This window comes from Pectobacterium nicotianae (assembly GCF_023272715.1).
Lineage (GTDB): Bacteria > Pseudomonadota > Gammaproteobacteria > Enterobacterales > Enterobacteriaceae > Pectobacterium > Pectobacterium brasiliense.
In genome coordinates this window covers 3,012,668-3,025,987 of the sequence record NZ_CP096821.1, presented here as the reverse complement: position 1 = coordinate 3,025,987, position 13,320 = coordinate 3,012,668, and the positions used below count along the sequence as shown (strand labels likewise).

Here is a 13,320-nt window from a genome sequence, read left to right as displayed (position 1 = left end):
TGATTAACTGATTTACAGAAGGGAAACAACCGTTGATTAGCGTTATGGCCAATTAATACGGGCAAAAGCTAATTTTTTGAGCGTCTTAACGGATAAAATGCGTAGTTTGTGCGGGTTATGCCAGAAAAGAGGGCGGCTTGATTCGGGAGATTGGCAGAAAAAAGGCTGCCTAAGCAGCCTTGAACGCGTTCGCGGGGTGATAACGTCGACTATTCGATGTTTGATTCAATGAACCACAGGAACTGATCCAGATCGCGTGATGCGGCGGTTAGAATATCCGCAGAGGCCTCATCTTCCGTTTTACCAATGGCTTTGCGTACGTTGTTGGCAACAATCGCGTAGCGTTCGGCCAGTGCTTTCAGATGATCCTGAACGCTATGGATAGTGGTTGGGTAGCTTTTCAGTGAGGTTTGTTTACCCACGACTTGCACAGTACCCAGCGCAACGCCGCCTATCTGCACCACGCGCTCGGCGATGGTATCCTGATGGTCAATAATCGAGGTGCGGAAGCCATCCAGCATTTCATGAACGGCGATGAAGTTTGCACCGCGCATGTTCCAGTGCGCCTGTTTGGTAATCAATGACAGGTCGATGAAATCAACAACCAGTTGGTTTAACAGCGCGATCGTCGAGGTCTTAACGCTATCGTCCAAATCATTACGAGTGTAAAGCAGTTCGGACGGTACTGATTTCACGAGTTTAGCGGTAGGCATAATAGTATCCTCTCTTTAATTATTGATAGTCTTGCTGTTCAATGTGGTTAATTATAGCAGTGATAAAAATTAATATTGAAAAGAATTACCTATCAAATGGATAGCTATAGCATAACGATGGTGTGGGTATTTGTAGTCAGGATTTATCTGATATCAATAATGTGCCTGCGGTGATGTCAGGGTAATATTTTAATTACCACTGAAACATAATGTTATATATTGATAAATGTCATTACTGGTTAGGTGAAAATAGTTATTATTCTCCGCTATTTCTTAAATAGAATGACCGCGTAATTTTCTTCTTAAAATGTATCGTTTTCTTCTTAAAATATCGTGAGTACGAGTAAAGGGAGTTGTGGCGAATGAGAGTGAATATTATTGGCACCAGTGGAAGTGGCAAATCTACGCTTGCTCGTCGCTTGTCTGACAAGCTGGCCATTCCGTACGTTGAAATGGATGCGTTGTTTTGGCTGAATGACTGGCAAGAACGGACGGATGCCGATTTTTTTCAACGGCTTGAAAACGCGCTGGAGCCTGAAAACTGGGTGCTGGATGGCAACTATAATCGAACGCGTGATATCAAATGGCGCAATGTTGATGTCGTGATTTGGGTCGATTACAGCTTTAGCCGTACGCTTTTTCAGGCGGTACGGCGTGCCTTTCTTCGGGCATGGCGTAAAGAGGAGCTCTGGAGCGGCACGGGTAATAAAGAGTCTTTTCTCCGCAGTTTCTTTAGTCGGAATTCAATTATCCTCTGGACAATAAAAACCTATTCAAGAAACCGGAAACGGTATTTGGCGGATTTAGCCGATCCTCACTATCGTCATATCCGTTTTATTACTTTGCGTTCTCCTCGGGAATGTGAAACTTTTCTGCAACACTTTCCCAAGGAAATACACACTCATTCGGCTTGAGTCGTTACTTTTGCCTCACCTGCAGGTTTTATTGTCAGCGTTGCACCGATTGACGCGATGATAATAAAGATCAGCGCCATCCACTGTATGAACGATAAATGTTCGCTGAGAAAAAGAATCCCGGAGAGGGCGGCAATAGCGGGTTCCATACTCATCAGCGTGCTGAACGTTCTGGCAGGCAGACGGGTTAATGCCACCATTTCCAGAGAATAAGGAAGCGCGGTGGACAGAATGGCGACGGCAATACCGAGCGGGAGTATCGAGAGCGAGAACAGCGTGCTCTCAGCGTAATATGCACCAATAGGGCAGAAGATCAGCGCAGCAATGCAGGAGCCGATAGCGACGGTTCCAGGCCCGTGATTTGCTCCTGCTTTTTGCCCAAACAGAATATAAAGTGCCCAACAGGCACCCGCACCCACAGCGCAAGCCGCACCCGTTAAGTCAACATTGCCGATATTGTGTCCCAGCGGCAATAAGAACCATAGTCCGGCAACGGCCAGAAAAACCCACAGAAAATCAATCGGCCTGCGTGAGGCTAACATAGCAACGGCAAGCGGGCCGGTGAATTCCAGTGCGACAGCAATGCCAAGCGGCACCGTCTGTAATGACAGGTAGAACAGAAAGTTCATCCCGCCCAGTGTCATGCCATACACCAGCAGCGGCAGGCGGTTACTGCTAAATCGCATACGCCACGGCTTGAAGATGATGCACAGGATGATCGTACCAATTCCCAGACGCAGTGCCGTGACGCCAGTGGCTCCAATAAGTGGAAACAAATTTTTGGCCAGAGCGGCACCGCTTTGGATAGAAAGCATCGAGATAATGATGAGCAATACAGGGACAAATGATGATGAGCGATGGGAAAATAAGGTCATTCTTTTGGCCTTAAAACAGGTATAACATTCCGTTGCTATTATATCCAATTGTAAACAATTTGTCTGGTATGAGTTGACTTTTATTGACCTTTATTTACGCATCATTTAACTGATGTGTTTTTGTACAATGCAATTAGCGTACAAACTGAGCGGGTAATTCGGAATTGTCTGTTTTACTGCGTTGTGGTGAATTTATTTTTAATCTAATTGTCACAATAAAAAAATCAATATAATTAGTATGATAGGTTGTTTTTGACAATATTTGTTACATCTAAAGCCTAATTGATAAATATTTATAGGGCGGCAAGTCCCGAATTTCTTTGTTATATTTACTGCGTTAGTTAGTCTTTCATAAAATAAATTCGAGGCTGTAAATATGAAAAAAATCGCGTGTCTTTCCGCTCTGGCTTGTGTATTAGCCGTTGGCGCAGGTTCTGCATTTGCTGGTCAAAGTACTGTAACTGCAGGCTATGCTCAAGGTGATGCTCAGGGCGTACAAAATAAAGTTAAAGGTTTTAACCTGAAATATCGTTATGAGCAAGATAATAACCCACTGGGCGTTATTAGCTCATTCACTTACCTGGAAAAAAATGGTAGCGATAACGGTCTTTACAGCAAAGGTCAGTACATGGGCTTCACTGCGGGTCCAGCTTACCGTCTGAATGACTGGGCAAGCCTGTACGGCGTTGTTGGTTTCAGCCACGGTAAAGTAACGAATAACGCGACCAACGGTCTGAACAACAGCAGCAACGACGATTACGGCTTCACCTACGGTGCAGGTGTTCAGTTCAACCCAATGCAGGACGTTGCTCTGGATGTGGGTTACGAACAAAGCCGTATCCGCAGTGTTGACGTTGGTGCCTGGGCTGTTGGCGTAGGTTACCGCTTCTAATCTAACCCTGTAGGGTTTACTTACCCTCGGCGTTGGTTGTTAGATGTGTCGGAAGAATCCGCTCTTTTTAGGGCGGATTTTTTTATGGCGAGCTTCCTGCCCGCCACCCTGCGGGCCGTCGCAAGCGACGTTGAGAAACGTTCCCGACGTTTTTTTATGGCTGTTTGTCAAACCTGTGTCGAGTTTCATCAGTCACTTTCCAGTCGGTTGATATCCGAATGCGCTTATCGGCATTGATCAAATTCATGCGGTATCGGTCTGTCATAAGATTTTATCTTGACGTTAAGATTCTTTATGTGAAGATAATGTTCATCAAGTCGTAGTGATTTACTCAAGCTATTGAGGTTATACATGGCAGTGACATCAACGGCCCGCACGCGGGCTTTTCTGTTCTTCACAATTATCCTGCTGGGGCTGAATTTACGTCCTGTTCTGGCGGGGATTGGCCCATTGCTGAATCAGATTCAGGCTGCAACAGGCCTGGATGACAGTATGGCTGGAATGTTAACTACGCTCCCGGTGTTCGCTATGGGGTGGTGTGCGTTATATGGCGGCCAGTTGCAGGCGCGTCTTGGTGAATATCGGGGAATCACGCTGGGTATTGTGGTCATTGCCTTGGCGTGCAGCGCCCGCTGGTGGCTGAATAGCGGCATTGCGCTGCTGGTTAGCGCCGCGCTTGCCGGAATCGGGATCGCCTTGATTCAGGCGCTGGTGCCGTCGTTTATCAAGCTCCATTTTGGTCGCCATAGCAGTCTCCTCATGGGTTTTTATACCACGGCGATTATGACCGGTGCGGCGTTTGCGGCTTCATCGGTTTCTCCGCTGGCAAATGTGTGGGGCTGGCAAAGTGCGCTGGCCTGCTGGGGAATTGTGGCGCTGGTGGCTGCGGTGGCCTGGCGGTGTATCCCTAAAGCGTATACCGTGAAACAGGATGCGGTGGCTGTTGTAGCAACGCGCCGAAGCGGAATGGACTGGCTGCTGATGGTGTTCTTCGGTATTGGTACGGGTGCGTATACGCTGGTGCTGGCATGGCTGCCGCCGTATTACATTCAATTGGGGTTAGATGCGACGCAAAGCGGCCTGATGTTGGGCGGATTAACGCTGACGGAAGTGATTTCCGGCCTGCTGGTATCAACGTTCATCAACCGTTTTCCCGATCGACGCAAGCTGTTGCTTCCTATCCTGACCGTGATGCTGGTGGGAATGATTGGGTTGATTGTGGCACCGCTGACGTTTACGTATCCCATCATTATCATGCTGGGCGTTGGCATTGGTGCGCTGTTCCCGCTGTCGCTGATTGTGGCGTTGGATCAGGTGACCGAATCACATAAAACCGGTTCACTGATGGGCTTTGTGCAGGGCGGTGGCTACATCCTCGCCAGCCTGATGCCTTTGCTGGCCGGCTTCATTCGTCAGCATACGGCGGGTCTGGAACAGGCCTGGATGATCATGACCGTTGGTGTGGTCGTGTTGATTCTCATGGCGACCCGTTTTGCTCCGGTGAAGAGTCCGAGTCGCTAAGCGGTTTGTTGTGTTGTCAGCGAGCGGGTTTCCGCTCGCTATCATCAGTTTGTTGGTGGGCGATAGCGCCATAGCCAGCGTCCGCTCATTAGGCGGCGGTAATAGAAGAACCCGCGTACAATCCAGTCAAAGAACATCCCCATCCATACGCCGATCACGCCAAAACCGAGCATCACACCGAGGATATATCCCGCGATGACCCGACATCCCCACATGCCTGCCATTGCTACCCACATGGTGTAGCTGGCGTCTTTCGCGCCTTTTAGACCAGCAGGAAGCACCCAGGACGCCGCCCAGATCGGCATAAATAGTGCGTTGAGCCACAGGAGATGTTTTGCCACTTCGATAACTTCCGGCTCATTGGTGTAAAACGATGCCAAAAAGCTGGCACTGGGCACCGACAGGACGGCAAGTACGCACAGCCCGATATTGGACAGCCAGAAGATGTGCTTCAACTGGCGGGTGGACTGCATGATTTGGCCTTTCCCTAGCCGTGTACCAACGATAATGGTGGCGGCCGCACCGAGTGAATTACCGGGAAGGTTGATCAGCGTTGAGATGGAGAAAGCAATAAAGTTTCCGGCAATGACCTCGGTTCCCATATCTGCCACAAAACGCTGGGTGATCAGCTTGCCGATGTTAAACATCACGGATTCAATGCTGGCGGGAATACCGATACTGAGTACTTCATAAAGGATCGACAGGGTAAAAGGCGCAAAGTAAGACTTGAAGGGAATGCGCAGCGCACCGTTAAAACCGTGCATTAGCGTCAGAATCACGAATACCGCGCCGATATAGCGCGAAATGGTAATACCAATGCCCGCGCCAACAAAGCCAAGGCCATCCCAGGCAAATGCCCCGTAAATCAGCAGGCTACTGATGCCAATATTGAGAATATTCATCCCAATGTTGATGACCATAGGCAACTTGGTATTGCCTGCGCCCCGCAACGCACCACAGCCTACCAGCGCGATGGCGACAGCAGGATATCCCCATACCGTCCAGCGAAGGAACGTGAGGGCAAGTGCTTTAACCTGCACGTCGGCCTGTCCTGCGATCAGATCGATAATCGCTGAGCCGGCGAATTCAACCAGAGCGACCAACAGAAACGATGACAGAACCAGTAATGACATTGACTGACGAGCGGCCGATCGTGCCTGCTTTCTGTTGCGTTGTCCCAGGCTGAACGCGACAACAACGGCGGTCCCTAATGCGACGGCGGTAAAGAACGCGATGATAACCATATTGAAGCTATCAGCCAGACCGACGGCTGCCATGGCCTCTTTTCCCAGCCAACTGACCAGGAAAGTGCTGAAAACCCCCATCAACACGACGCAAAGGCCCTCAATAAAGATGGGGAAGGCGAGCGGTGAGATTTCTCTCCAGAAGAGAACGCGGTTGGAGTAACGTTTTTTATACCAGTCGGTATCTTTTAATTTTTTCATGAAACGATCTTGGCGGTATCTCAAGTTTCCCAGTCGGCACGGTAAACAGAGCCACAAGGTGGCTCGCAAATAGCATTATTTTTGCACAGTACTTATGCATACAGCGACTTATCCATACCGTGACTGACCCATTTTGTAGGATCGCGGCAGCATGGCTGTTTTTTAAAATAGCGTTTCTGTTTACAGAGTATCAGCCGCTAAATCGATGTCTAGTCTGGATTGCTTTCTCCGTGCGGAAAGTTGTTGCACGTGCCCATCATTTAATTTAGATTTTACTTAATTAGATTTATCTAAACTAATGGTGACACGCAAACAATCAGCGATATCACCTTCCTTGCTGACTGAATACCACGTTGAACGATGCATGATGACGGGGTTCATCGGCTCAAAAAGAGGATTACGATCATGCCAACGCCACTTGCTATCTCACCCGCTCAGGCTCGTAAATTGTTAGATGAAGGTGCGGTGCTCATTGATATTCGCCAGCCGGAAGAATATGCCCGCGAGCATATCGCACAGGCAAGGTTGCACCCGCTGAATTCCTCTGCCGGGTATGTCCTTCCTGATGATGAGAAAGAAGGACAGGTTGTGATTTTCCATTGTTTGTCTGGCATGCGCTCGGAACAGAATGCTGACTTGCTGGCGCAGGCGGTTTCACCCGCAACGGTATTTCTTCTGGAAGGGGGAATGACCGCATGGAAAAAGGCAGGATTTCCGACGGAAGTGAATCGTAAGCAGCCGATTGAACTCATGCGGCAAGTTCAAATCGTCGCTGGCGTCCTTATTCTGGGTGGTGTATTACTGGGTTACAGCGTAAACAGTGCTTTCTTCCTGCTTTCTGGTTTTGTAGGAGCAGGGCTGCTGTTTGCAGGGATCACGGGTTTTTGTGGCATGGCAAGACTGTTGATGAAAATGCCGTGGAACCGTGGCGCCAAACGCTGATGTGCCGGGATGGCTTGCCGGAAGAGTAAGCGGAGTGTTAACCGATAACGTTAAAGAATAGGGGCAGTAATATGGATATGAAAAACATTCCGTTTGGTACGACTGACTGGTCGCAAATAGAGCCCACCGAACACCGGGGTGACACGGGGATCGCCTACTGGCGAACACAGCGTTTTGATAATATTCGGGTTCGTATTGTTGAGTACACGCCTGGCTATCTGGCCGATCACTGGTGCTCAAAAGGGCATATTCTGCTGTGCCTTGAAGGTGAACTTCATACGGAATTAGATGATGGTCGTGTTTTTGTTCTCAAACCGGGAATGAGCTATCAGGTTGCGGATAACGCGGAAGCCCATCGTTCCTACACCGAGACGGGCGCGAAGCTGTTTGTGGTGGATTGATGCCAGGGGGCTAATCCAGAGTATGGGGATTAGCCCTTGATTAGTTAACTCATCCTATCTGGGGTCGCGTTCGTCGAAGCCAGGAAAAGATCTGTGTAGAAATGCTCAATCCGTTGATAGAGACGAAAGAAATTCGCCTCTAAGCCTGTTGCCGATATTGGTATATAACCATACACTTAATATGTAATGGTGCCGAGTTTATTATCTACATGAATCAGGAGTGTATGAGCATGTCTATCAGAATTGAACTTGCAGAATCTATGGAAGTGCTGAGTCTTCGGGTCGTCGGTCCCTATTATGAAAAAATACCGCAGGGATTTGATGAAATATTATCGTGGGCAAAGGGGCATCATCTCTCTATCGATAAATCTTTGGCGTTCTACTGGGATGATCCCAGCAAAGTAGAACCGGATGAATTACGGGCAGATGTGGCGATTACGTGCAAAGAGATGCCGTCAACGCTGCCGGAAGGGACAGAAATACGCAGGGAAATCATTCCCGGTGGGCTTTATGCCGTAACGCACACCATTGTGGAGAAGGGTGACTTTGCGAAAGCCTGGGATGACTTTTATAAAGCCATTCATGCGCAAGGATATCGACCGGCGGGCGACATATGTTATGAAAGTTATTTGTGCGACGGAAGCAACGGTAATTGGGAAATTGAAATATGGCAGTCTGTTGAAGCAGTGAATTAAGTTTGTTTATTGAGATTTATTTAAAAATAAAATATCGGAGCAGCCTGCATCGTTACTGTTAATACGCCGTGAAAGATTACATTATGGTATACCTTGGCATGGTGAGGGTATTTATCATTATCACAGGCACTCAATGAATGCCTGTTGTAATGCATCACTTAGTCACTGAGTTATCGATAGTCTTAATCGCTGTCCCATTCTGTTGTTTGATGATGTTTAACTGAACCCCGTCAGATTTTCGTGTAGCTAGAACATTAATATCCTTTTCATCATCGCAATTGAAATCACCCTGCAACGATAGCGCGATGGCTTTCAGCGAATCATCGGTAGAGAAGGGAATATACGAGGCAGTATTGTCTTTACTGATAATTTTGACACCTACCGCACCAGTAATGTCGTTCTGATACAGGTTATAGACTTTTCCGTTACGAGAATCGGTATCAATAAATACTTCCGTACCCAACGCTTTTGCACTCGTCAAAACAATCGCGTCAAGGTCGGCACCCGGTGAATCGGCATATTTCGACAGACTGGTGTCGACGATTTTCAGGTAGGTAAATGAATCAGACTCGGAATCAATCACATCAACGTCATACCCGATTACAGAACCACGATTGGTTGTTGTCTGAGCGGATGCAGGATTAATTGCTTGAAACACGGGTGTGGCCTTGATCCATTCACTGCCGTCATTGGATACGTAGGCATCCCACGATTCATAGGTTCCTGCTTCATAAACATAAAAATCCGCATCGGCAGTACCGCTCTTTTTAATCGCGTATGGGGAAAAGCGAACCACAACGCTACCTGCTGCACCGAGAGAAAGTATATTTTCATTCGTGCTGTAACGGTTAGGTTCGCCAAGTATTCTTTCGGGCACTTTATAACTTGAAGATACATTAGGGCCTGGCGTATAGCTTACGATTTCCGTGGCAAAGCCCACTGCGGTACCTGGAATATCGGGATAGCCTTTATAGCTTTCCGCAAAGGCTGACACTGAGAATAGGCACATTAATGCAATTGCATATTTTTTCATTTCACTTCCTCTTAATATAAAAAAACCCACGATTATGGGGAACGCATTGATTCCATTTTACGTATGCCGGCACGTTAATAATTAGCCCATGGCAGTATCGACGGACATTGTGCTAGCACGTAAATAACACGTGTCATCGCACCGACAATAGGTAGTGCCTAATAGCATTGACGACCGATTCACGTTGGGTAATGATCTCGCAAATCCTCGGTGCTTCATTTAAATCTGTTTTAGTACTTATGCGAGGTGGATTTTCTGATAAGTGAACCTATTATAGTGATGAAAGGTCAGTGCAAACCGCGCAATTGCAATGATATTATCAATCTGCTTTGCATAGTGTTGTATTATTGATTTTGCTATCTGGGATATTTATTTCTAGAAGAAAACGGAGATTTTTGATGATGGCTAGTAGATACTATTGTTTATTATTTTTGTGCTAAATATCTGTGCGTATGAAAGACACGAAGAACCTGGAGCATATTATCTTTCACTTATTTGGGAGCAGAAAAGAGCGTGTACGCGCTGTGGCTTTATCCTGCGGCTCACGCTGAGTGGCCGTTTTATCATTCCGTCGAGTGGACATGGCACCTATGCAATCTGCCTCACTGACTGATGTGTTGGATAGTCAGAAAAAGTGCAACATATTGGTACACAACAAAGTGGTGTAAACCTATGGTCGCCCCTCTACCAACGCAACGCTGATGTTTATGCAACTTATGTGGAAGTATTTAAAAATAAGAAATCATGAGATTGTTAAGGTTATAACCTTGTTCTATCTTAAGAATATGTACCTTGTCCCAAGGAATAAACCGCATGCTTAAGCATCGCACTATCAAAACCGCACTTGCGGCGGTTATCTCTTTCACTATCCTTGCCGCACCGGTTTATGCAAACCCGGGTAATGGCAATGGCCACGGTAATAGTGGTGTTCATGGCAACAAAGGCCATGGTGGTGGGAAATGGAATGAAGACCATGGAAACCGCAAGAACTACGGTAAGCCGAGCCATGTCGATTCCGATATTAGCTTTTCTCAGGCCCGTGCTCTGGCTGTTAATTATGGCCTGCTTGGATATCAAGCTCTCCCTCCGGGTATCGCTAAAAATGTAGCACGTGGCAAACCATTGCCTCCGGGCATTGCCAAGAAAACGTTGCCTGTATCAATGATTAACAACTTACCCTATTACCCTGGCTATGAATGGCGAGCTGTGGGTAAGGATTTGGTGCTCGTTGCTTTAAGCACCGCTATTGTGACTGCGGTCATCAACGGTGTTTTCGATTAATACACTCCTACCATTATGGTGTAAGGTTTGCTTTTGCCTGGCGACGTACCAATACCATCATTTTACCATTGGCAAATTGAAGACGAAAAAAAAACCAACCGTAAGAGGTTGGTTTTTCTGGGATTATTTGCACGAGAGAAGTTGAATTTATAGGTTAACTATTTGTTTCTGTTGCATTTATTATAGGGTTGTTTTTTATCATATAACTAAACGTATAACTAAAACGAAAAGTCATCATGAGGAATAGCCTGCGCATGATAGTAAGGTTTCGTTTGATACGCTGATTTTTAGCGCTGGGTGCGCTGTGCATTTAATTTTGCTTTACGACGCTCCAACACCATCATTTTCTTAGTGTGTTGCCACAGAATCCCATCGAGCAACATAAACTCACGCCACTCTGCTGTACCCAAAGAAAGCGATCTGTGCATCAACTCGCCGACACGTTCAGCAAGGAGTAGGTTTCTTACTCGTAACAATTGCAACGGCGTGAGTCGCCCATCATCACCCGCCAAAGGAAAGAATGCCTGACGGCTGCGTTCCCCATGTTTCACTGCATTGGTATTACCAACGGGAGCACCTGCACCGGTACGCTTTCCTCCCCAACCAGACGATCTTGATTGTTGGTTGTGTTTTTTGTTGTCTTTCATGGCTACTTAGCTGTGAGTCATTGGATGGCAACTGCTGAAGTTGAAAATCTTTTAGGAACAGCTACTGAAAGAATAACATCTCTGATTCGTATCTTTTTGAAGATAGCGTTGCTTTCCCACCATTTTGTTCATAGTATTATTTTGTTCATGAATCATGAACAAAATTAAGGCGTGAACAAATGAAAGAAGAACAACTTTTATCGGAAGCCGTAGAGAGCCTGCCAAAAGGCTTCTTACTACAGTATGAACTAAACATAAATGATATACACGATGGCTGGGGTAAGCTTACGGGGCCAAGGGGCGAAGTTGCAACATTTATGCTGGAAATAAAGCATATCCATCGTAAAGAGTCACTGATGAAAGTCCGAGAACAGATGGCTCGGCTTCCTGTAGACGTTCCTGCACTACTAGTGTGCAACCGCTTGACATCAGCATTGGCTGAATATTGCTCGGATAACCAGATCAATTTCATTGATACCGCTGGAAATGCTTGTATTCAGGTTCCGGGGCTATATCTGATTATTGAAGGGAGATATGAAAAGAAACCCGTTGCTGTCAGCAGTCATTTTGCTGAAGGAGTAATGAAGCTTCTTTTTGTATTGTTATCCTACCCTGAAAGCCTGAATGATACTTACCGCAGTTTGGCGGAGAAATCGGGCATCTCTCTGGGGATGGTAAGTAAAGCTTTCGATTACCTTGAGGCAAAGCGCTATTATCGCAAATCTAAGAAGGGTCGGCGCTTAATGAATGAAAGCGAGTTACAGGTTTTGTGGCTACAAGATTATGCTACCGCCTTGCGCCCAAAACTGGATTTTCTTTCTCTGTCTTCGCCTGCTTCGTGGGATGAAATAACACTCGTAGCCGATGAATACTGGTGTGGTGAGATTGCTGCCGCAGAACTAAGTGGTGGATATCTAATACCAGAGAGCGGCGTAATTTTTACGCCTCATTCATTGTTACAAAGACGAAAGGAACTGGGACTAAGGCCTGTCCCTGATGGAAAACTGCAACTGATTTCATGTTTTTGGAGAAACTTTACGCTTAACCGTAAATCAGAAGCGATGTTGTGTGTGGCCGAGTTACTCGCGAGCGGCGAGGACAGAAATCGAGAAGCAGCAAGGATAATCAATGACAAATATCTTCACTTTAGTGAATCCGATCTTTTCAGCTACTGAAGCGCTGTTAACTCGGATAAAGCAAATTTGTGCAGCTCAGGAAATCCCGTTTTTTATTGCAGGGGCTACGGCGCGTGAAATTCTACTTCACCATGTTCATGGTAGGAGTATTGGCCGTCGAACCCGTGACATTGATATTGCCGTTTTTGTCGATAGCTGGCCTGCTTTTGATGCGTTAAAAAGTGCCTTCATTGCTGACGGTGCTCAGACGGTCCGAAATAATGTCCATCGTATGATTGTCGAAGGAATCGAACTGGATATTATTCCTTTTGGCGGTATTGCTGAAGACAATCAAATTATCTGGCCGCCTGAGCGTGAAATCATTATGTCAGTGGACGGATTTACTGAGGTGTTTTCTCATACTGTAACAGTGCAACTGGCGAACGGTGAAAAACTATTGTTTTGTTCTCTGCCGGGGTTGGCATTGTTAAAACTTTTCGCCTGGCGTGATCGCGGGCATGGTACAGCTAAAGATGCTATCGATCTCTATAAGATTATCCATGAGTATAGTGCTATCGAAGATGAGCGCATCTACGCAATGCCTGTTAAAGGTGAACATCTGGACTGGAATCCTGTTCGCATGGGGGCTGTTCTGCTGGCTATTGATATCGTTGCGATTAGCGAGAGTTCATCTTTGTCAGAGTTGATGTACCTTGACAGAGAACGTTTGACTGATGCTATAGCAAGGCAATCTAATATTGATGATATGAAGGAGATTGAGCAGATAATGAATGATTTCTGGGCTGGCATTGTGAACGAAGATTGAAGGTGGGGTTTTAGTTATGT

14 protein-coding genes are annotated in these 13,320 nt (G+C 46.6%); 9 read left to right on the top strand and 5 right to left on the bottom strand.

Going from position 1 to position 13,320, the window contains the following annotated elements:
- Positions 1-209: 209 nt before the first annotated feature.
- Positions 210-713, bottom strand: coding sequence for a DNA starvation/stationary phase protection protein Dps (gene dps / locus MYB54_RS13535; protein WP_014914974.1), 504 nt, complete (start codon positions 711-713; stop codon positions 210-212).
- Between the two features lie 362 nt (positions 714-1,075).
- Here dps and MYB54_RS13530 point away from each other — a divergent pair, with 362 nt between their 5' ends.
- Positions 1,076-1,627, top strand: coding sequence for a P-loop NTPase family protein (locus tag MYB54_RS13530; protein ID WP_248720890.1), 552 nt, complete (start codon positions 1,076-1,078; stop codon positions 1,625-1,627).
- Here the strand turns inward: MYB54_RS13530 and rhtA are convergent.
- Entirely contained in the window at positions 1,615-2,502 is an 888-nt protein-coding gene (gene rhtA / locus MYB54_RS13525) for a threonine/homoserine exporter RhtA (protein ID WP_248720889.1), read from the bottom strand. The genes MYB54_RS13530 and rhtA overlap by 13 nt on opposite strands.
- A gap of 376 nt (positions 2,503-2,878) precedes the next feature.
- On the opposite strand from rhtA, the gene ompX reads away from it, so the two are divergent.
- Complete coding sequence (gene ompX / locus MYB54_RS13520) at positions 2,879-3,394, top strand: outer membrane protein OmpX (RefSeq protein ID WP_014914977.1); 516 nt, start codon at positions 2,879-2,881, stop codon at positions 3,392-3,394.
- A 351-nt stretch (positions 3,395-3,745) separates the two neighbouring features.
- Positions 3,746-4,915 (top strand): MFS transporter, encoded by a 1,170-nt coding sequence (locus MYB54_RS13515; RefSeq protein WP_039500598.1) that lies wholly within the window; start codon positions 3,746-3,748, stop codon positions 4,913-4,915.
- A 44-nt stretch (positions 4,916-4,959) separates the two neighbouring features.
- Here the strand turns inward: MYB54_RS13515 and MYB54_RS13510 are convergent, their stop codons facing one another.
- Positions 4,960-6,360 (bottom strand): EmmdR/YeeO family multidrug/toxin efflux MATE transporter, encoded by a 1,401-nt coding sequence (locus MYB54_RS13510; protein WP_014914979.1) that lies wholly within the window; start codon positions 6,358-6,360, stop codon positions 4,960-4,962.
- Between the two features lie 405 nt (positions 6,361-6,765).
- Between MYB54_RS13510 and MYB54_RS13505 the strand changes: the two genes are divergently transcribed.
- The 3 genes from MYB54_RS13505 (at position 6,766) to MYB54_RS13495 (ending at position 8,398) form a co-directional block, all read left to right on the top strand.
- Positions 6,766-7,302 (top strand): rhodanese family protein, encoded by a 537-nt coding sequence (locus MYB54_RS13505; protein WP_014914980.1) that lies wholly within the window; start codon positions 6,766-6,768, stop codon positions 7,300-7,302.
- 71 nt (positions 7,303-7,373) lie between these two features.
- Positions 7,374-7,703 carry a DHCW motif cupin fold protein gene (locus MYB54_RS13500; RefSeq protein WP_014914981.1) on the top strand — a complete coding sequence of 110 codons (330 nt, stop codon included), beginning with the start codon at positions 7,374-7,376 and terminating at the stop codon, positions 7,701-7,703.
- Between the two features lie 230 nt (positions 7,704-7,933).
- Entirely contained in the window at positions 7,934-8,398 is a 465-nt protein-coding gene (locus MYB54_RS13495; protein ID WP_205544151.1) for a GyrI-like domain-containing protein, read from the top strand.
- Positions 8,399-8,552: 154 nt separating this feature from the next.
- Here the strand turns inward: MYB54_RS13495 and MYB54_RS13490 are convergent, their stop codons facing one another.
- Positions 8,553-9,431, bottom strand: a complete 879-nt coding sequence (locus tag MYB54_RS13490; RefSeq protein ID WP_205592678.1) for a cell envelope biogenesis protein OmpA — start codon at positions 9,429-9,431, stop codon at positions 8,553-8,555.
- An 813-nt stretch (positions 9,432-10,244) separates the two neighbouring features.
- On the opposite strand from MYB54_RS13490, the gene MYB54_RS13485 reads away from it, so the two are divergent.
- On the top strand, positions 10,245-10,712 hold the full coding sequence (locus MYB54_RS13485) for an anti-virulence regulator CigR family protein (protein WP_180789482.1): 468 nt from the start codon (positions 10,245-10,247) through the stop codon (positions 10,710-10,712).
- A 287-nt stretch (positions 10,713-10,999) separates the two neighbouring features.
- On the opposite strand, the gene MYB54_RS13480 is transcribed toward MYB54_RS13485, so the two are convergent.
- Complete coding sequence (locus MYB54_RS13480; RefSeq protein ID WP_248720888.1) at positions 11,000-11,359, bottom strand: hypothetical protein; 360 nt, start codon at positions 11,357-11,359, stop codon at positions 11,000-11,002.
- A gap of 179 nt (positions 11,360-11,538) precedes the next feature.
- Here MYB54_RS13480 and MYB54_RS13475 point away from each other — a divergent pair, with 179 nt between their 5' ends.
- Positions 11,539-12,534, top strand: coding sequence for a type IV toxin-antitoxin system AbiEi family antitoxin (locus MYB54_RS13475; RefSeq protein WP_248720887.1), 996 nt, complete (start codon positions 11,539-11,541; stop codon positions 12,532-12,534).
- The gene (locus MYB54_RS13470; RefSeq protein WP_248720886.1) at positions 12,488-13,300 is read left to right on the top strand and encodes a nucleotidyl transferase AbiEii/AbiGii toxin family protein; all 813 of its coding nucleotides are present in this window, start codon (positions 12,488-12,490) and stop codon (positions 13,298-13,300) included. The genes MYB54_RS13475 and MYB54_RS13470 overlap by 47 nt, the downstream gene beginning before the upstream one ends.
- Positions 13,301-13,320 lie beyond the last annotated feature (20 nt).